18 protein-coding genes are annotated in these 16,530 nt (G+C 60.0%); 11 read left to right on the top strand and 7 right to left on the bottom strand.

The features are described from left to right. Positions 1 to 44: 44 nt before the first annotated feature. The 5 genes from dusB to MTP36_RS12705 all read right to left on the bottom strand — a co-directional run bounded on the left by dusB (position 45) and on the right by MTP36_RS12705 (position 5,661). Entirely contained in the window at positions 45 to 1,064 is a 1,020-nt protein-coding gene (gene dusB, locus MTP36_RS12725) for a tRNA dihydrouridine synthase DusB (RefSeq protein WP_112090436.1), read from the bottom strand. A gap of 335 nt (positions 1,065 to 1,399) precedes the next feature. Next, a complete protein-coding gene (gene argS, locus MTP36_RS12720; protein ID WP_249251175.1) occupies positions 1,400 to 3,223 on the bottom strand; it encodes an arginine--tRNA ligase in 1,824 nt (607 codons plus the stop codon). 35 nt (positions 3,224 to 3,258) lie between these two features. Continuing rightward, entirely contained in the window at positions 3,259 to 3,735 is a 477-nt protein-coding gene (locus tag MTP36_RS12715) for a DUF1934 domain-containing protein (protein WP_236131825.1), read from the bottom strand. 14 nt (positions 3,736 to 3,749) lie between these two features. After that, positions 3,750 to 4,574, bottom strand: a complete 825-nt coding sequence (gene murI / locus MTP36_RS12710) for a glutamate racemase (protein WP_249251174.1) — start codon at positions 4,572 to 4,574, stop codon at positions 3,750 to 3,752. Next, a complete protein-coding gene (locus tag MTP36_RS12705) occupies positions 4,567 to 5,661 on the bottom strand; it encodes a D-alanine--D-alanine ligase family protein (RefSeq protein ID WP_055187012.1) in 1,095 nt (364 codons plus the stop codon). Before MTP36_RS12705 ends, murI begins: the two co-directional genes overlap by 8 nt. Before the next feature lie 121 nt (positions 5,662 to 5,782). Here MTP36_RS12705 and MTP36_RS12700 point away from each other — a divergent pair, with 121 nt between their 5' ends. The 8 genes from MTP36_RS12700 (at position 5,783) to rplL (ending at position 9,520) form a co-directional block, all read left to right on the top strand. Continuing rightward, positions 5,783 to 5,980, top strand: coding sequence for a hypothetical protein (locus tag MTP36_RS12700; RefSeq protein ID WP_249251173.1), 198 nt, complete (start codon positions 5,783 to 5,785; stop codon positions 5,978 to 5,980). Next, positions 5,970 to 6,119, top strand: coding sequence for a 50S ribosomal protein L33 (gene rpmG, locus MTP36_RS12695; protein ID WP_005920501.1), 150 nt, complete (start codon positions 5,970 to 5,972; stop codon positions 6,117 to 6,119). The genes MTP36_RS12700 and rpmG overlap by 11 nt, the downstream gene beginning before the upstream one ends. 17 nt (positions 6,120 to 6,136) lie before the next feature. Further along, complete coding sequence (gene secE / locus MTP36_RS12690; protein WP_005920499.1) at positions 6,137 to 6,388, top strand: preprotein translocase subunit SecE; 252 nt, start codon at positions 6,137 to 6,139, stop codon at positions 6,386 to 6,388. A gap of 30 nt (positions 6,389 to 6,418) precedes the next feature. Continuing rightward, positions 6,419 to 6,970 carry a transcription termination/antitermination protein NusG gene (nusG, locus tag MTP36_RS12685; protein ID WP_005920497.1) on the top strand — a complete coding sequence of 184 codons (552 nt, stop codon included), beginning with the start codon at positions 6,419 to 6,421 and terminating at the stop codon, positions 6,968 to 6,970. Between the two features lie 136 nt (positions 6,971 to 7,106). Further along, a complete protein-coding gene (gene rplK / locus MTP36_RS12680; protein ID WP_005920496.1) occupies positions 7,107 to 7,532 on the top strand; it encodes a 50S ribosomal protein L11 in 426 nt (141 codons plus the stop codon). 57 nt (positions 7,533 to 7,589) lie between these two features. After that, complete coding sequence (gene rplA / locus MTP36_RS12675; protein WP_005920494.1) at positions 7,590 to 8,282, top strand: 50S ribosomal protein L1; 693 nt, start codon at positions 7,590 to 7,592, stop codon at positions 8,280 to 8,282. 277 nt (positions 8,283 to 8,559) lie between these two features. Further along, a complete protein-coding gene (rplJ, locus tag MTP36_RS12670; RefSeq protein WP_055187010.1) occupies positions 8,560 to 9,075 on the top strand; it encodes a 50S ribosomal protein L10 in 516 nt (171 codons plus the stop codon). 70 nt (positions 9,076 to 9,145) lie between these two features. Continuing rightward, positions 9,146 to 9,520 carry a 50S ribosomal protein L7/L12 gene (gene rplL, locus MTP36_RS12665; protein WP_055187009.1) on the top strand — a complete coding sequence of 125 codons (375 nt, stop codon included), beginning with the start codon at positions 9,146 to 9,148 and terminating at the stop codon, positions 9,518 to 9,520. Between the two features lie 127 nt (positions 9,521 to 9,647). Here the strand turns inward: rplL and MTP36_RS12660 are convergent, their stop codons facing one another. Then, positions 9,648 to 10,517 carry a patatin-like phospholipase family protein gene (locus tag MTP36_RS12660; RefSeq protein WP_249251172.1) on the bottom strand — a complete coding sequence of 290 codons (870 nt, stop codon included), beginning with the start codon at positions 10,515 to 10,517 and terminating at the stop codon, positions 9,648 to 9,650. A gap of 366 nt (positions 10,518 to 10,883) precedes the next feature. On the opposite strand from MTP36_RS12660, the gene MTP36_RS12655 reads away from it, so the two are divergent. Then, a complete protein-coding gene (locus MTP36_RS12655; RefSeq protein WP_249251171.1) occupies positions 10,884 to 11,477 on the top strand; it encodes a xanthine phosphoribosyltransferase in 594 nt (197 codons plus the stop codon). A 377-nt stretch (positions 11,478 to 11,854) separates the two neighbouring features. Here MTP36_RS12655 and MTP36_RS12650 read toward each other — a convergent pair whose 3' ends face one another. Continuing rightward, entirely contained in the window at positions 11,855 to 13,738 is a 1,884-nt protein-coding gene (locus MTP36_RS12650; protein WP_249251170.1) for a peptidoglycan D,D-transpeptidase FtsI family protein, read from the bottom strand. Between the two features lie 149 nt (positions 13,739 to 13,887). On the opposite strand from MTP36_RS12650, the gene MTP36_RS12645 reads away from it, so the two are divergent. Both MTP36_RS12645 and MTP36_RS12640 read left to right on the top strand, forming a co-directional pair. Further along, complete coding sequence (locus MTP36_RS12645) at positions 13,888 to 14,970, top strand: FtsW/RodA/SpoVE family cell cycle protein (protein ID WP_249254436.1); 1,083 nt, start codon at positions 13,888 to 13,890, stop codon at positions 14,968 to 14,970. Between the two features lie 180 nt (positions 14,971 to 15,150). Beyond that, positions 15,151 to 16,482 carry a UDP-N-acetylglucosamine 1-carboxyvinyltransferase gene (locus MTP36_RS12640; RefSeq protein WP_249251169.1) on the top strand — a complete coding sequence of 444 codons (1,332 nt, stop codon included), beginning with the start codon at positions 15,151 to 15,153 and terminating at the stop codon, positions 16,480 to 16,482. The last annotated feature ends 48 nt before the right edge of the window (positions 16,483 to 16,530 follow it).

The following is a 16,530-nucleotide window of genomic DNA, read 5'->3' as shown; positions in this document are numbered from 1 at the left end:
TAGCAAAGCGGAGCGCATTTTAAATCGTTGTTCGAGCTACGGGCTTACGGAAACGGTACTTCCCGCACATCGTCGGGGTCCAGCCCGGCTTTGCGCTGCTCTTCAAACACGGCAGCGATCAGTTCGTCCAGATCTTCCAAGTGGGTCAGGGTGCAGCAGTAGCGGCGCAGGGCGGCAGCGCCCTTCAGCCCCTTCATGTAGTGCATGGTCTGGGCACGCGCCTGCGGCATAGCCACAAACTCGCCCTTCTGCTCCACCATCTCCTCCACCTGACGGCGCAGCGCGTTCATCCGCGCCTGCAGGTTCGGCTCCTTGGGGGCGGGCAGACCCTCCAGCGCGGCGTTCACCCGCTCAAACAGCCACGGGTCGCCCAGTGCGCCCCGGGCGATCATCACGCCGTCGCAGTGCGTCTGCCGCACCATGCGCAGCGCGTCCTCGGCGCAGTGGATATCGCCGTTGCCCAGCACAGGCACCTTTACTGCATCCTTTACCCGGGCGATGATCTCCGGGTCGATGCCCGGGGTGTACATCTGCTCCCGGGTGCGGGCGTGCACTGCCACCAACGCCGCGCCCGCCTGCTCGCAGGCTTTGGCGCACTCCACGGCGGTAATGTGGTCGGCATCCCAGCCCTTGCGCATTTTTACGGTGACGGGGCGCTTAGTGTGCGCCACCACCTGCTCCACGATGCGCCCGCAGCGGTCGGGGTCCAGCATCAGCTTGCTGCCCGCCCCACCGGAAACGATCTTGGGGGCAGGGCAGCCCATGTTGATATCCACAAAGTCAAATTCGTACTGCTCGATGGCGGCGGTGGCTTCGCCCATGATCTCCGGCACCTCGCCAAAGATCTGCACCCCGTAGGGTGCGCCGTTAGGCTCTGCCTTCAGCAGGCTGACGGTCTTGTGGTCGCCGTACACCAGCGCCCGGCTGGACACCATCTCGCTGACCGTAAAGCCCGCGCCGTGCTGCGCCATCAGGCGGCGGCAGGGGGCATCCGTAAAGCCTGCCATAGGGCCGAACACCGCCCGGTGGGGCAGGGTGATATTGCCGATCTTCAAAGGTTCCATGGGTTCTCCTTGTATCTGTTTTGGGGGTAGACGATTTGGAATGCGCTCCGCGTTGCTTTGCACATATTCAGCGGAAAAATTATTTTTAATTTCGCGTTTGGAGCGACCGCGTTTGCGGAGCGCAGCGCAGCAATGAAAGCCCCAGTGGGGCTTTTAAGCGGCAGAGCGGTCTGCGTTAGCAGATGGAGGGGCTTTGCCCCGACAAGCTCTGCGGAGCGCGACAAACGCATTTTCACGGGAGGGGTCGTGACGGAAGCGACAGCTGCTTTCTCTCCATACACCGTAAAAAGGGGCTGTTGCGCCAAATGCTGTGCAACAGCCCCTGTGGTTTTATGTTACATCTTCTCGGGCACGTTGATCTTGAACATGGTAAGCACGTTGAAGATGGCGTTCTTCACGCCGATGCACAGGGCAAGGCGTGCCTGCTGCACGGCGGGGTCTGCGCCCTGAATGCGGCAGTTGCCGTAGAAGCGGTGGAAGGCGCTTGCAAGGTCGATGACAAAGCGGTTGATGCGGCTGGGGTCGTATTTCTCGGCAGCCATCACGATCTCCTGCGGGAAGGCAGCCAGCATACGGATCAGATCCATCTCGGAGGGCTCGGTGAGCAGGGTGGCGTCGATGTGCTCCGCACCGGCAAACTGCACACCCTCGCTCTCCATCTTCTTCAGGATGGAGCAGATGCGGGCATGGGCGTACTGCACATAGTACACCGGGTTATCGTTGTCGGTCTTGACGGCCTGATCCAGATCAAAGTCGATGCCGCTGCCTGCGTCGTGCATATTGAACAGGAAGCGTGCGCTGTCGATGGGCACCTCTTCCAGCAGGTCGGTCAGGGTGATGGCATTGCCGGTGCGCTTGGACATACGGACAGGCTGGCCGTCCCGCATCAGGTTGACCATCTGCATCAGCACAACATCCAGATCCTCGCCATTCAGGCCGATTGCATCCATGGCACCCTTCATGCGGGCCACATGGCCGTGGTGGTCTGCGCCCCACACGTCAATGGCCTTGGCAAAGCCGCGGGTGGCCAGCTTGTTGTAGTGGTAGGCGATATCGGCGGCAAAATAGGTGGGGATGCCGTTGGCGCGGACGAGCACCTCGTCCTTCGCCTCTTCCTCGGTGCCGTCCTCGGTCTTTTTCTTGTTCACGGTGCCGTACTTGGCCGCGTACTGGGCGCTGCGGTACATGATGGCGCCGTCCTCGGCCTTGTAGCAGGCACCCAGCTCCAGCAGCTTGTCCACCACAGCCAGCACTGCGCCGGACTCGTGCAGGGTGCTCTCGTGGAACCAGACATCATAATCAATGCGGTACTTGCCAAGATCGCGCTTCAGCGCGGCGATGTTCTTGGGCAGGGCGTAGGCCACCAATGCGTCCTTCAGGGCGGCAAAGGCCTCGCTCTCAAACAGAGCCTCCTCGCTCAGCCCAGAGCAGGCGGCAACGTACTTGTCGCCGTTCAGCTCGGCAAACTCACCGGCCAGCACCTTGATATCGCCGCCCTGATAGCACTCCTTGGGCAGGGGATAGGCTTCCTCGCCGCAGAACTGCTGCAGGTAGCGCACCGCCAGACTTTTGCCGAACTTCTGGATCTGGTTGCCGGCGTCGTTGATATAGAACTCGCGGGTCACATCGTAGCCGGACCAGTCCAGCACAGCGGCCAGACAGTCGCCCAGTGCGCCGCCGCGGGCGTTGCCCATGTGCATGGGGCCGGTGGGGTTGGCAGAAACGAACTCCACATTGTACTTTGCGCCCTTGCCGTGGTCGGTGCGGCCATACTCCTTGTTGGCGCAGGCACCCAGCACCACACCTGCCCAGAAGCTCTGGGCTAGGAACAGGTTGATGAAGCCGGGACCGGCAACCTCCACCTTGGAGAACACACTGTTTTCGATGGAAGGCAGATGTGCCAGCAGGGCGTCTGCGATCATCTTGGGAGCCTTGCGCCAGGTGCGTGCACCGGCCATGGCGAGGTTGGAGGCGATATCGCCGTTTTTCACGTCGGCGGGGATCTCCACGATAAAGGCGGGCAGTTCTGCCTCTGGCAGGGTGCCGTCTGCCATAGCAGCCTTGGCGGCTGCGGTCAGCAGAGCGCGTGCCTCGTCCAGTGCAGCCTGCCGGGGGTTGTAGTTCTGGTAGGTCTGGTAGGTCTTTTCAAAATCAGTCATGGGTCGGATTCCTTTCACAGTCTCAGGGAACTTCATCAATTCACATGGGTCACGGTAACTTCCAGCCGGTTGCGGCTCACCAGCTCGGCGCTGTCGGCATCCAGCAGGTAGGCAAACCTGGCGGTGCCGCCCTTTTCGGTCAGCTGACAGTCGATCTCGTCCGCAGTCACGCCCAGGGTCATAGAGCCGAAGCCGGTCTCGTAGTGGCACAGGTTGCGGCGGCCTTTTTCGATCAGCAGCTGGGTACCAGCCCCGCCGCCCTTGCCGAACCGCAGCATCGCCACCCGGCTGCCGTCTGCGGCGATCTTCAGGGTGGTGGTGCAGCCCTCGTAGCCGGTGGTCTCGGTCTCGCGGTAGGTCACATAGTAGCTGCCGCCCTTCAGCACAAAGCTGCCCCGGGTCATCAGCTCCACAAATTCTTCTTTTTCTTCCTCCGCAGCCGGTTCGTCCAGCCGCTGCTCAATGCGGCTTTTGATGCGGATGATATAGTCTTCCTTCAGTGGCTTGCTCACGTTGTATTTCCTTATCAATATTTATCAATGGCGATCTGCTCCACCGGGCCGCCCTTGTACTCGCCCAGAAACAGGTCTGCCGTCTGCACAAAGCTGTCCGGCACATCGCTGACGTAAAAGTGTGCCTGCCCGCTTTCATGGCTGGCGCGCAGCCCGCGTTCGGCAAGCATCCGCTCCAGATGGTGGGCGGCGGTCATGGCGGGGTCCACCAGCGTGACGCCCGGCCCCATAAACTCCCCGATCATGCTTTTCAGCAGCGGGTAGTGGGTGCAGCCCAAGATCAGGGTATCCACCCCGGCTTCGCGCACCTCGGTCAGGTATTGGGCAATGACCAGCTTCGTGATCTGCTGCTTTCCGGCCTCGCTGTGATCCACATACCCGGCCTCCACCAGCGGTACAAACAGCGGGCAGGCGCGGGCAGTGATCTCCACCCCGGGCACCAGCTGCCGCAGCAGCTTTTCGTAGCTGTGGGAGCGGATGGTGGCGGCTGTGCCAATGACGCCGATGCGGCGGTTGCGGGTGACAAAGGCTGCTTCCCGGGCGGCGGCATCCACTACGCCAAGGTAGGGCACCGGCAGCTGGGCTGCTTCCGCAGCCGGGTAGGTGCTGCTCACCGTGCCGCAGGCCGCCATGATGCACTTGACGTTTTTGGAAAGCAGAAAGGCCACATCCTGCCGGGCGTACTGCAGAATGGTCTCCGGGCTGCGGCTGCCGTAGGGCACCCGGCCGGTATCGCCGAAGTAGATGATATCCTCATGGGGCAGGCGCTTGCGCAGCTCCCGCACGCCGGTCAGACCGCCCAGACCGCTGTCGAACACACCGATGGGGCGATTATCCATGCTGCTTTTCCGTCCTTTCCACCGCCAGTGCGATCAGACGGTCGATGAGCTGCGGCACCGGCAGACCCTCGTGCTCCATGAGCTTGGGGTACATGCTGATGGCGGTAAAGCCGGGGAAGGTGTTGATCTCGTTGATGAGCACCCGGCCGGTGTTCTTTTCCACAAAGAAATCGCACCGTGCCAGACCCTCGCAGTTCAGTGCGGTGTAGGCCATGGCGGCATAGGTCTTTACCTCGTCCAGCTTGGCCTCCGGCAGATGTGCCGGGATGACGGTCTGGCTCACGCCGTTCTTGTACTTATCATCATAGGTGTAGAACTCTGCACCGGCAAGGATTTCACCGGGACGGGTGGCAACAGCGGGATCGGAGCCGATGACGGCGCACTCCACTTCCTGTCCGTCCACAAAGGCCTCAAACACCACCTTGCGGTCGTTTTCCAGCGCAAGGGCGATGGCGGCCTTCAGCTCCTCCTGACTGGACACCTTGGAGATGCCCACGCTGGAGCCTGCGTTGGCAGGCTTGACGAACACCGGCCAGCCCAGCTTTTGCTCCACACCGGCGCAAACGCCCTCCAGATCCTTCTCGATCTCCCAGCGGTTGGCGGCTACCCACTTGGTATGGGGCACACCGTTGGCCTCGAACAGGGCGTTGGCTACAGCCTTATCCATGCACACAGAGCTTGCCAGCACGCCGCAGCCCACATAGGCGATGCCTGCCAGCTCCAGCAGGCCCTGCACCGTGCCGTCCTCGCCCCACAGGCCGTGCAGCACCGGGATCACCACGTCAAGGTGCATCTTTTCCACCCGGCCGTCCGGGGTGAACAGGATCATGCCGTGGTCGGCGCGGTCCGGGCTGATCACGCAGGGCATATTGCCGGGCAGCTCTTCCCAGCTGCCGTCGGCCATCTGCTCCGCCGTGGCCTCGGTGTAGAGCCAGCGGCCCTCCTTGGTGATGCCCACGGTGAGCACCTCGTATTTGCTGCGGTCGATGTTGCGGACAAAGTTGCCCACAGAGACACAGCTGACCTCATGTTCGCTGGACATACCGCCAAACAACAGAGCCACGCACATTTTATTTGCAGACTGCATGATATCTCACTCCTATTTATAAAGCCCCGGTAAAGGGGCGGCTTCAAACCGGTAAAATGCCGTTTCGATTCATTATACAATATCTACGCCCGCGATGCAAGCAGAATGCAAAAAAGCTGCCTTGGGACAAAAAGACGCCGGCTGCAAAAAAGTTTCTCAAAATCGCTTTTTTCTGCTTGACGGATTGAAAAACGCGTGGTACAATGATATCACCTCTTTTGCGGGGTTATTAAGTGCGCCTGTTTTTACAGCTGCCACCCGCACCCGAGGGAGGTTCAAAACAACCGTTATAATGGAGGTGTCAACAAATGACCGTTAAAATCACTCTGGCCTGCACCGAGTGCAAGCAGCGCAACTACAACACCACGAAGAACAAGAAGAACAACCCCGATCGTCTCGAGATGAAGAAGTATTGCCGTTTCTGCAAGAAGCACACCGTTCATCGCGAAACCAAGTAAAAGAAAGGCGGAGCATAATGGCAGACAAAACCGAGAAAAAGCCGGGCTTTGTGGCCAAAGCTAAAGCCGCTGTCAAGGGCTTCTGCGCACGGGTCGCAAAGTTCTTCCGCGATACCAAGAGCGAGCTGAAGAAGGTGGTCTGGCCGTCCAAGCAGGACGTCAAGACCAACACCATCGTCGTGCTCGTGACCGTCGCTATTGCAGCGGTTGTGATGATCCTGCTGGATGCCATCTTTGGTGGTATTCTGGGCCTGATCATCGGCGCCTGAGAATCATCTTGAAACGGAGGGTCAACCAAAATGGAAGAATCAACCAAGCTGGTAGATGAGTCCACTGAGGCTCTTTGGTATGTTGTGCATACCTATTCCGGTTACGAGAACAAGGTCGCCAACGACCTGCAGACCATGGTGGAGAACCGCCACCTGCAGGAGCTGATCTGCGACATCAAGGTTCCCGTCGAGATGGTTCCTGAGATCGACAAGAACGGCAAGCAGAAGATGGTGGAGCACAAGCTGTTCCCCGGCTACGTTCTGGTCAAAATGGTGATGAACGACGATACCTGGTATGTCGTGCGCAATACGCGCGGCTGCACCGGCTTTGTCGGCCCTGCCTCCAAGCCCGTTCCGCTGACCGCTGAGGAAGTGGAGAAGATGGGCGTGGAAAAGGCTGCACCGCTCAGCGTCGATTTTGCTGTCGGCGATACCGTGCAGATCACCGCCGGTCCTCTGGAAGGCTTTATGGGCCTTGTGGAGGCCATTGATACCGAGAACTTCAAGGTGAAGCTCAAGGTCAATATGTTCGGCCGCGAGACCCCCGCAGAGGTGGAGATCGGTCAGGTCGAGCTGCCGTAACCAACCGGCAAGTTCCGTTTACCAAGGTAAGACCGCAGTGCGGTTCTTATAGAGCGTGTGCAGCGTGCACGCGCTCGTGGGAGGCGCAGAGACACTGCGCCGCAACTCACCACAGATTTTTGGAGGTGCATTTATCATGGCACAGAAAGTTACTGGCTACATTAAGCTGCAGATCGAGGCCGGCAAGGCGACTCCGGCTCCCCCTGTTGGCCCTGCTCTGGGTCAGAAGGGCGTCAACATCATGGCGTTCACCAAGGAGTTCAACGAGCGTACCAAGAACCAGATGGGTTATGTGATCCCCGTCGTCATCACCGTGTACGCTGACCGCTCCTTCAGCTTCATCACCAAGACTCCTCCGGCAGCTGTTCTGATCAAGAAGGCCGCTGGCATCAACACCGCTTCCGGCAAGCCCAACAAGGAAAAGGTTGCTTCTCTGACCGCCGCTCAGGTGGAGGAGATCGCCAAGACCAAGATGCCCGACCTGAACGCTGCTTCTCTGGAAGCTGCCTGCAGCATGGTTCGCGGCACCTGCCGTTCCATGGGCGTCACCGTCGAGGGCTGAGACATAAACAGTGGGAGGGCATAACACTGCCCGCATGACCACACAGGAGGATATACAATGAAACATGGCAAGCACTATGTCGACGCTGCAAAGCTGGTCGATTCTACTAAGGCATACGATGTGAACGAGGCTCTGGAGCTGGCTTGCAAGACCGCTTCCGCCAAGTTCGATGAGACCGTCGAGCTGCACGTCCGTCTGGGCGTTGATGGCCGTCACGCTGACCAGCAGGTCCGCGGCGCTGTCGTTCTGCCCAACGGCACCGGCAAGACCGTCCGCGTCTGCGCTATTGCTAAGGGCCCCGCAGCAGCTGCTGCTGAGGCTGCTGGCGCTGATATCGTTGGCGATGACGAGCTGATCGCAAAGATCGCCGGCGGCTTCATGGATTTTGACGTCGTCGTGACCACCCCCGATATGATGGGCCGCGTTGGCCGTCTGGGTAAGGTTCTGGGCCCCCGTGGCCTGATGCCCAACCCCAAGGCCGGCACTGTGGCTCCTGATCTGGGCAAGGCTGTCAGCGAGGCTAAGGCTGGTAAGATCGAGTACCGTCTGGACAAGCAGAACATCATCCATGTGCCCGTGGGCAAGGCTTCTTTCGGTGCAGAGAAGCTGTACACCAACCTGGACACTGTGATGGAGGCTATTGCCAAGGCAAAGCCCGCTGCAGCAAAGGGTACCTACTTCAAGAGCGCTACCATCGCCACCACTATGGGCCCTGGCATCCGTCTGAACACCCTGAAGTACGGTGTCTAATTTGAATTTCTGATATTTTTCTGCTGCCTGTTTACGGGTGGCAGAAAAATTTTGCCAGAAAATTCAAAAAAGCACTTGACAACGCCGCACGTTTGCGGTATTATAATCATGCTGTTTTTAAGACAGCAGGCGCTGGAGTCCAGTGTAAAGTTTTACCGCCTGCCGAGAAACGTGCGTAAAGTTGCTTTATGCCTCTCTCTCGGCGCAGTGCGCGGGAGAGAGGCTTTTTTCATTGCTCCGGCTTTCGATACAAGTTTTTGAAACGAGGTGAAACCGAATGCCCAGTGCAAAGATTCTTTCTGAAAAGCAGGCTTACGTCGCTGATCTGAAGGCAAAGTTTGAGAGTGCGGTTTCCGGCTGCGTCGTCGCTTACGGCGGCATTAACGTCGAGAACGACACCAAGCTCCGTAAGGAGCTGCGTGAGGCAGGCGTTGATTACATGGTCGTGAAGAACACCATGCTGCGTCTGGCAGTTAAGGGTACCGCTCTGGAGGGTCTGGCTGAGAACTTCAAGGGCGACACCGCTGTCGCTTTTGCTCACGAGGCTGACCCCATGGCTGCTGCCCGCATCCTGTGCAAGTATCAGGATGGCGATAAGTCCAAGAAGTTCGTCGTGAAGGCTGGCTTCATGGAAGGCAAGGCTATGAACGCCGCCGAGACCAACGCTATCGCAAAGCTGCCCAACCGCGAAGGTATGCTGTCCATGTTTGCAGGCGCCCTCACCAGCACTCTGTCTGGTCTGGCCGTTGCAATGCAGGCTTATGCCGACAAGCAGGAGGAGCCCGCTGCCTAATGGCCGCGTGACCGCCGCTTAACAAAAAACTGAAACAAACAAAAACCATTGATATTGGAGGGTTATTACCATGGCTTCTGAGAAGATTACTGCCATCATCGAGTCCGTCAAGGGCCTGACCGTTCTGGAGCTGAAGGAACTGATCGACACCTATTGCGAGGAGTTCGGTGTTTCTGCTGTTGCTGCTGCTGCTCCCGCTGCTGCTGGCGCTGCTGCTGCCGCTGAGGAAGAGAAGACCGAGTTCGACGTCATCCTGGCTGAGGCTGGCGCTACCAAGATGCAGGTCATCAAGGCCGTTAAGGAGATCACCGGTCTGGGCCTGAAGGAGGCTAAGGCTATCGTTGATGGCGCTCCCAAGGCTGTCAAGGAGAAGGTCTCCCAGGCTGAGGCTGACGACATCAAGAAGAAGCTGGAAGAGGCTGGCGCTAAGGTTGAGGTTAAGTAATTTAACCCCTTCTCTTACCGTTCTTTCTTGAACATCAAGAGGTCTGCACCGCGAGGTGCAGACCTCTTTTTTGTATCTCTCCGTGAAAAAAAGGCTGCTGCACAAACCTGTGCAGCAGCCTTTCGTGTTATTCTTCCGGTGCAGCCTTGGACTCCTCCACATAGGCTGCAATCTTGTCGATCTGGATCTGTGCCACGGCACGACCGGTCTCGTATACGCGGCGCAGCTGGGCGGGATCACGCTCCATAGAGGGAATTTCCAGCGGGATGGGCGGGTGGATGACGAATGCCCGCCCGGACTGCTCCAGCATGGAAATATAGGCCAGCGTCTCATTGTAGCGCTGGTGCCGGTCTGCCACGGCCTCCACAAAAGCGGGATAGCGCACATACCTTGCCCGGATAAGGGGCAGCATCTTGTTTTTCTGCTTTACAAAACCCTTGGGCTGGGTCAGGATGATCAGGTTGCGCTTGTAGCCGATAGACTCGAAAAAGCGCACAGGAATGGAATCTGCCACACCGCCGTCCAGCAGCTGATAGTGGCCGATCTTCACAATCTTGGCCGCCAGCGGCATGGATGCCGAAGCCTGCATCCACTGGATATCCTCGGCGTCGCCGGTGCGGCACTTGTGGTAGATAGGCTCACCGGTGCGCACATCGGTGCACACCACAAAAAAGTCCATGGGGTTCTCCCGGAAAGCCTTGGTGTCAAAAGGGTCCAGCTTTTCCGGCACGGTATGGTAGCAGAACTGCTCGCTGTACAGGTTGCCGGTGCGCAGCAGGTTGCCAAAGCTGGCGTAGCGCTTGTCGGTGCAGTATTCCGTGTTGTAGCGGATGGTGCGCCCGATTTGGTGCGACTTGTAGTTGCAGCCGAACACTGCCCCCGCCGACACGCCAATGGCACCGTCCAGCTGGATGTTGTGCTCCATCAGCACATCCAGTACGCCAGCGGTGAACATTCCGCGCATAGCGCCGCCTTCCAGCACAAGTCCTGTTTTCATACCATTTTCCTCCTCGTCCGGTCAAAAATCCCGGATATGACCCTTCTCCTATTAAGAATAGTATACTCGAAAACCGCGAAAGAACAAGGGAGGATAAACCAAAAATGACCCGACAACCTCACGAAGTTTCGGTATTTTTGGACAAGGTCATACTTTTAGAAAAAACGAAGAGGTTTGGTGTCGTATTTTTACGAATTTTGGCATGAAAACCCCTTGTCAAAGCGGGATGCTTCCGGTATACTAGGTGAAACATTATATCATGGGTGCGTGTGGCGCGCGCCCGGGAATGGAAAACAGGCGGGCACTTTTCGCGGCGGGCGAGCCGGAGGCAGAAAACGCGCCTGCAAGGGTTGGAGGATATATTTTATGAAGATGCTGGAAGATCGTATCCGCAGGGACGGCATTGTGCGCGAGGGCAACGTGCTTAAGGTGGACAGCTTTATCAACCACCAGATGGACATTCCGTTGTTCCGCGAGATGGCACGGGAGTGGAAGCGCCTGTTTGCGGGCAAGCCTATCAATAAGGTGCTGACCATCGAGGCCAGCGGCATTGGCATTGCGGCTGTGGTAGCCAGCGAGCTGAACGTGCCGGTGGTGTTTGCCAAAAAATCCATGAGCATCAATCTGGACTACGACAACTACAAGACCCAGATCCAGTCCTTCACCCACAAAAAGATCTACAACGTCATCGTCTCCAAAAAGTTCCTCACCCCGGAGGATCATGTGCTGATCATCGACGATTTTCTGGCCAACGGCTGCGCCCTGATGGGTCTGCTGGAACTGGCCGAGGAAGCCGGTGCCACCGTAGAGGGCATCGGCATCGCCGTGGAAAAGGGCTTCCAGCAGGGCGGCGAGCTGATCCGCAGCAAGGGCATCCAGCTGGAGAGCCTTGCCATCGTGGACGCCATGGACAGCACCACCGGCGAGATCACCTTCCGTCCCCAGCCGAACCAGAACTAATAGAATTTCAGCGTAACGGAATGTCTGCGGACGTTCCGTTATTTTTTAACCCTCTCAGGCGCTCCCGCGCCAGCTCTCCCGAAGGGAGAGCCAAGCCGTTACGTTCGTTGCTAAAGCGTTAGGTGCAATGAGGAAATTTCTGGCAGTGCTGAAGCCGTCCCCTTGGGGAAGGTGGCATCGCCGCAGGCGATGACGGAAGGGGTGACCCCGCAGCGCCGCGCTTTCGCAGAAAGCGGCGCTGCAACTACCGTTTGCTACCACGACCCCTCCCGTGAAAAGGCAATTCTGGAAAATCCGCAGATTTTCCAGAATTGCAAATTAAAAATCATTCTTCCGCCGTTTATGCGCAAAGCGAACGCGGCGCGCATTCCAAATCGTCATGCCCCGTCAAAGCTGTCCCCATCGGCGGGCAGGGCGGCGGCTTGCGCGTCTGCGCTGCCGCTGTCTGCTGCCCGGGGGACGCCTTTGTATACCAGCGTCTGCTCCAGCACCTCGGCACAGACCGGTGCCGAGAGACTGCCGCCGGCGGTGGTCCAGCTGTGGGGCTCATCCAGACAGACCAGACACAAAAACTGCGGGTCATCGATGGGGGCCACTGCCACAAAGCTGGCAATGCGGGCCTTCTCGTCGGCGCTGTCCAGCTTTTGGCTGGTGCCGCTTTTGCCGCCCACCCGGTAGCCCGCGATCTGCGCGTTGCGCCCGCCGCCGTACAGCACAACTGCCTCCATCATCTCCCGCATGGTGGCAGAGGTGGCGGGCTGGATCACCTGCCGTTTGCACACAGGGGCGTTGTGCTGCAAAATGCTGCCGTCCGGCGCAAGAATGTCCGAGACCAGATACGGCTGCATCAGCTTGCCGCCGTTCACCACCGCGCAGACGGCGGCAGCCATTTCCAGATACGAGATCTTGCTGCTCTGCCCGAAGGCACAGGAAGCCAGCTCCACCGGCCCCATACGGTCGGCGGTGTAGTACAGGCTCTTTTTCGGCTCGGCGGGCAGGTCGATGCCGGTGGGTTCCCGCAGACCAAAGGCGGCAAAATAATCGCAGAAGGCCTGCTTGCCCAGCCGCGCCCCGATCTGGATAAAGCTCTGGTTACAGGAGTTTTCCAGCGCTTGGGTCACGGTCTGGCTGCCGTGGCGCTTGTGATTGGCGCAGTGGAACCGCGTGCCCGCCACCGAGATAGAGTCCCCACAGTAAAAGGTGGAGTGCCGGGTGATGGCACCGGCGTCCAGCGCCGCCGCGCAGGTGATGAGCTTAAACACGCTACCCGGCTCGTATAAGTCGCTCACTGCCTTGTTGCGCCACTGGGTCTGCTGCGCCAGCTGCAGGGCGGCGGCGCGCTCTTTGCCGGAAAGGGTATCCACGGCGGTGCGTGCGGCCTTATCGGCGATGACCCGGGGCTGGTTGGGGTCATAGGCCGGGGTGGTAGCCATGGCCAGCACTGCCCCGGTGTTCACCTCCATCACGATGCCCACGCTGCGGGCAGCTACATGGTGCTCCTGCACCGCATAATTCAACGCATTTTCAAGATAATGTTGAATATTTGCATCGATGGTCAGCCGCAGCCCGCTGCCCTCCACGGGGGCAAGCTCGGTCTCGTAGCTCTGCGCCAGCGTGTAGCCCCAAGCGTTCACGGCGGTCAGCACCACCCCGTTCTGCCCGGTAAGGGTGTCGTTGTATTTCAGCTCCAGCCCGCTGACCCCGGCGTTGTCTACATTGGTGAACCCCAGCACCGAGGCCAGCAGCTCCCCCTGCGGGTACCAGCGCTTGGAGTCCTGATTGATGCGCACGCCGGTAATGTCGTTCTCCACGCAGAAATCCCGCACGGCATCGGCGGTTTCCCGCTCCACCCGGTAGCGCAAAAGGCAGTCGTTGGAACGTCGGTCGCTGAACTTTTCCAGCAATTTTGCCTCGTCCAGCTCCAGGATCTCGGCAAGCCCCTTGGCGGCAAGGGCAAGCTTATCCTCCGGCATCTCCCGGGGGCTGGCACGCAGGGTCCAGCAGCTGCTGTTGGCGGCAAGCAGCGCGCCGTCGGCGCTGTATATCTTGCCACGGTCGGCGGGCACAACGGTGTCCCGCAGCTGCTGCCCCAGCGCCCGCTGGGTGTACCAGCCGCCGGTGCATAATTGCAGCCAGAACAACCGCCCGATGAGCCCTGCAAAGCAGACGGCGCACAGTCCCACCGCAATAAGCCGTGCCCGCAGACGGAACGCCCGCTCCGGCAAAGTGCGCAGGGCGTCCGTGGGTTTTGAGCCGCGCATGGCAGCACCCCCTTTGCGGGCAGTTTATGCGCCCGACGGCGGCGCGTATGACTAACCGCCCCCGCACCCGCGTACAATAACAGAAACGGAGGTGACCGGGATTGCACAGAACTGCTGCCCGCAAAGGGATGCTGCGGCCGCTGCCGCCCATGGACCTGCCCTTTCTGGTGCTGGTGCTCACGCTGGTAGCCTTTGGGCTGGTGATGCTGTGCAGCGCCAGCAGCGCGGTGGCACTGTACCGGCGGCAGGACGCCTTTGCCTATGTGCGGCCGCAGCTGCTGTACGCCGCCATGGGTCTGGCGGCGATGTGGATGGCCAGCCGGGTGGACTACCACATCTATCACAAACTGGCGTGGCCGCTGCTGGCGCTCTCGCTGGTGCTGCTGACGGCGGTGCTGTTCATGCCGGAGTATAACGGCTGTAAGCGCTGGCTGGTGCTGCCGGGGCTGGGCACATTACAGCCCAGCGAGATCGCCAAATTTGCGGTAGTGCTGGTGTTTGCCCACATCATCGCTTTGAACCACGACCGCATGGGCAGCTTTGCGGTGGGGGTAGTGCCCTTTGCGCTGGTGCTGGGGGTGGTGGCGATACTCATGCTGCTGGAGCCTCACCTTTCCGGTACAGTGTTGATTTTAAGCATCGGCGCGGTGCTTATGTTTGTGGGCGGCACCGGGCTGCGGTGGTTTATGCTGGCAGGGGCGGGCGGCGCTGCCGCCATCGGCACGGCCATCGTGCTCATGCCGGAGCTGGTGCCCTACGCCGCCGACCGTCTTAATTCGTGGCTGGACCCCTTTGCCGACCCGCTGGGGGACGGCCACCAGACCATCCAAAGCCTGTACGCCATCGGCAGCGGCGGGGCGGCGGGGCTGGGGCTGGGCAACAGCCGCCAGAAGCATCTGTTCGTGCCCGAACCGCAGAATGACTTCATCTTTTCCATCCTCTGCGAGGAACTGGGCTTTCTGGGCGCGTGTGCGGTGATATTGCTGTTCAGCGCGCTGCTGTGGCGGGGCATCACGCTGGCGGCGCACGCGCCGGACCGCTTTGGCGCACTGCTGGTGGTGGGCTTTGTGGTGCAGGTGGCATTGCAGGCGGTGCTGAACATCGCGGTGGTCACCAACACCATCCCCAACACCGGCATCAGTCTGCCCTTTTTCTCCTCCGGCGGTACCAGCCTGATGATGCTTCTGGGCGAGATGGGCATCGTGCTTTCCGTCTCTCGGGGCGAAAGCTGATAAAAGGCTGCATTTCCTGCCGCAATGGGGCAGCAGCGGCGCGGAAATACCGGAAAAACACGGACAAATGACCGGACAAACCCAGCAGACTGCGGGAAGGCCGTTTCCGGCGCATTTCTTTGACCAAAGACCCTCGTTTTGCATACCATGGGGTATCTTTTGCAGAACGGGGGTCTTGGCATGGCTGGGGATTGGATCATTACGGGTGGACGGCCTTTGCAGGGCAGGGTGGAACTGCCTGCGGCCAAAAACAGTGTGCTGCCGCTGCTGGCAGCTGCGCTGCTGTGCAGCGGGCCGGTGCGGCTGCAAAATGTGCCGCGCCTGACCGATGTGGAGGACTGTCTTGCCCTGCTGCGGGGCGTGGGCTGCACGGCGGGCTGGCAGGGCGCAGAGCTGGTGGTGCAGGGACAGCCCATGCGCACCGACCTTGCACCGGAGGCCGCAGGCAGGATGCGGGCATCCATCCTGTTCTGTGCGCCGCTGCTGGCGCGGCTGGGGCGGGTGAACACTGTACTGCCCGGGGGCTGCCGCATCGGGGCAAGACCCATCGACCTGCATTTGCAGGGGCTGGCGCAGATGGGGGTGCGGCAGCTGCCCGCTGCGCCCGGACAGCTTACGCTGTACGCCCCGGCGGGGCTGCGGGGCGCGGAGATCTGTCTTAGCTTTCCCAGCGTGGGCGCTACCGAAACACTGCTGCTGGCCGCTGCTACGGCGCAGGGGCAGACCGTGCTGCATGGTGCCGCAAAGGAACCGGAGATCGTGGATCTTGCCGCCTTCCTCAACGTCTGCGGCGGCTGCGTGGAGGGCGCGGGCACCGACACCATCCGGGTGCAGGGAAAGCGCTGCCTTGCAGGCTGCACCTTTGCGCCGGTGGCAGACCGTATCATCGCCTCTACGCTGGCCTGTGCGGCGGCAGCGGCAGGCGGCAGGGTGGAGCTGGCAGGCTGTGCGCCCGGGCTGTATGCGCCGCTGCTGGAAATTCTGGAACAAATGGGCTGCACCGTAGAGCGTGCGCGCGATGCTGCCGCCATTTCACGGTTCGGGGCACTGCGCGGCGCGGGAAATGTGCACACCGCACCTTATCCCGGCCTTGCCACGGACGCCGCCCCGCTGCTGGCGGCGGTGATGCTCTGCGCACAGGAAGAAAGCAGCTTGCAGGACAGGGTGTTTGAAAACCGATTTGCCTGCGCGGAGGGCTTTGCGGCGCTGGGGGCAAACGTCCGAGTGGCAGAGCGTACCTTGTATGTGCAGCCCGCCGGGGTGCTGCACGGGGCAAAGCTGACCGCACCGGACCTGCGAGGCGGGGCGGCGCTGGTGCTTGCGGCACTGGCTGCCCGGGGCAGCAGCCGCCTTGGCGGAACAGAATTTATCCGGCGCGGGTATGCAGACCTTGACCGGCTTTTGGCGGGGCTGGGCGCACAGATTTGGCAGGAAATACCCGCCCGGAGTGGGGTTATGAAAAAAACACCCACGAAAAAGCAATTTTGTCTTGCAATCGGAATGAAAAAATGATACGATACTGTTATATAAGTATCGTATGATAATATCTGTGCGGCTTTT

The organism is Faecalibacterium sp. I4-1-79, assembly GCF_023347235.1.
In the GTDB taxonomy this organism is placed as follows: domain Bacteria; phylum Bacillota; class Clostridia; order Oscillospirales; family Ruminococcaceae; genus Faecalibacterium; species Faecalibacterium tardum.
Note: the sequence above shows the minus strand (reverse complement) of the source record. Positions and strands in the feature narration are given on the sequence as shown.

Excerpts from the sequence above, each read along its gene's own strand:
- rplJ (WP_055187010.1), top strand. The coding sequence starts at position 8,560 with ATGCCCAGTGCAAAGATTCTTTCTGAAAAGCAGGCTTACGTCGCTGAT.
- MTP36_RS12705 (WP_055187012.1), bottom strand. The coding sequence starts at position 5,661 with ATGCAGTCTGCAAATAAAATGTGCGTGGCTCTGTTGTTTGGCGGTATG.
- MTP36_RS12650 (WP_249251170.1), bottom strand. The coding sequence starts at position 13,738 with ATGCGCGGCTCAAAACCCACGGACGCCCTGCGCACTTTGCCGGAGCGG.
- MTP36_RS12645 (WP_249254436.1), top strand. The coding sequence starts at position 13,888 with ATGGACCTGCCCTTTCTGGTGCTGGTGCTCACGCTGGTAGCCTTTGGG.
- rplL (WP_055187009.1), top strand. The coding sequence starts at position 9,146 with ATGGCTTCTGAGAAGATTACTGCCATCATCGAGTCCGTCAAGGGCCTG.
- MTP36_RS12660 (WP_249251172.1), bottom strand. The coding sequence starts at position 10,517 with ATGAAAACAGGACTTGTGCTGGAAGGCGGCGCTATGCGCGGAATGTTC.
- secE (WP_005920499.1), top strand. The coding sequence starts at position 6,137 with ATGGCAGACAAAACCGAGAAAAAGCCGGGCTTTGTGGCCAAAGCTAAA.
- MTP36_RS12655 (WP_249251171.1), top strand. The coding sequence starts at position 10,884 with ATGAAGATGCTGGAAGATCGTATCCGCAGGGACGGCATTGTGCGCGAG.
- nusG (WP_005920497.1), top strand. The coding sequence starts at position 6,419 with ATGGAAGAATCAACCAAGCTGGTAGATGAGTCCACTGAGGCTCTTTGG.
- murI (WP_249251174.1), bottom strand. The coding sequence starts at position 4,574 with ATGGATAATCGCCCCATCGGTGTGTTCGACAGCGGTCTGGGCGGTCTG.
- rplK (WP_005920496.1), top strand. The coding sequence starts at position 7,107 with ATGGCACAGAAAGTTACTGGCTACATTAAGCTGCAGATCGAGGCCGGC.
- MTP36_RS12640 (WP_249251169.1), top strand. The coding sequence starts at position 15,151 with ATGGCTGGGGATTGGATCATTACGGGTGGACGGCCTTTGCAGGGCAGG.
- rplA (WP_005920494.1), top strand. The coding sequence starts at position 7,590 with ATGAAACATGGCAAGCACTATGTCGACGCTGCAAAGCTGGTCGATTCT.
- argS (WP_249251175.1), bottom strand. The coding sequence starts at position 3,223 with ATGACTGATTTTGAAAAGACCTACCAGACCTACCAGAACTACAACCCC.
- dusB (WP_112090436.1), bottom strand. The coding sequence starts at position 1,064 with ATGGAACCTTTGAAGATCGGCAATATCACCCTGCCCCACCGGGCGGTG.
- rpmG (WP_005920501.1), top strand. The coding sequence starts at position 5,970 with ATGACCGTTAAAATCACTCTGGCCTGCACCGAGTGCAAGCAGCGCAAC.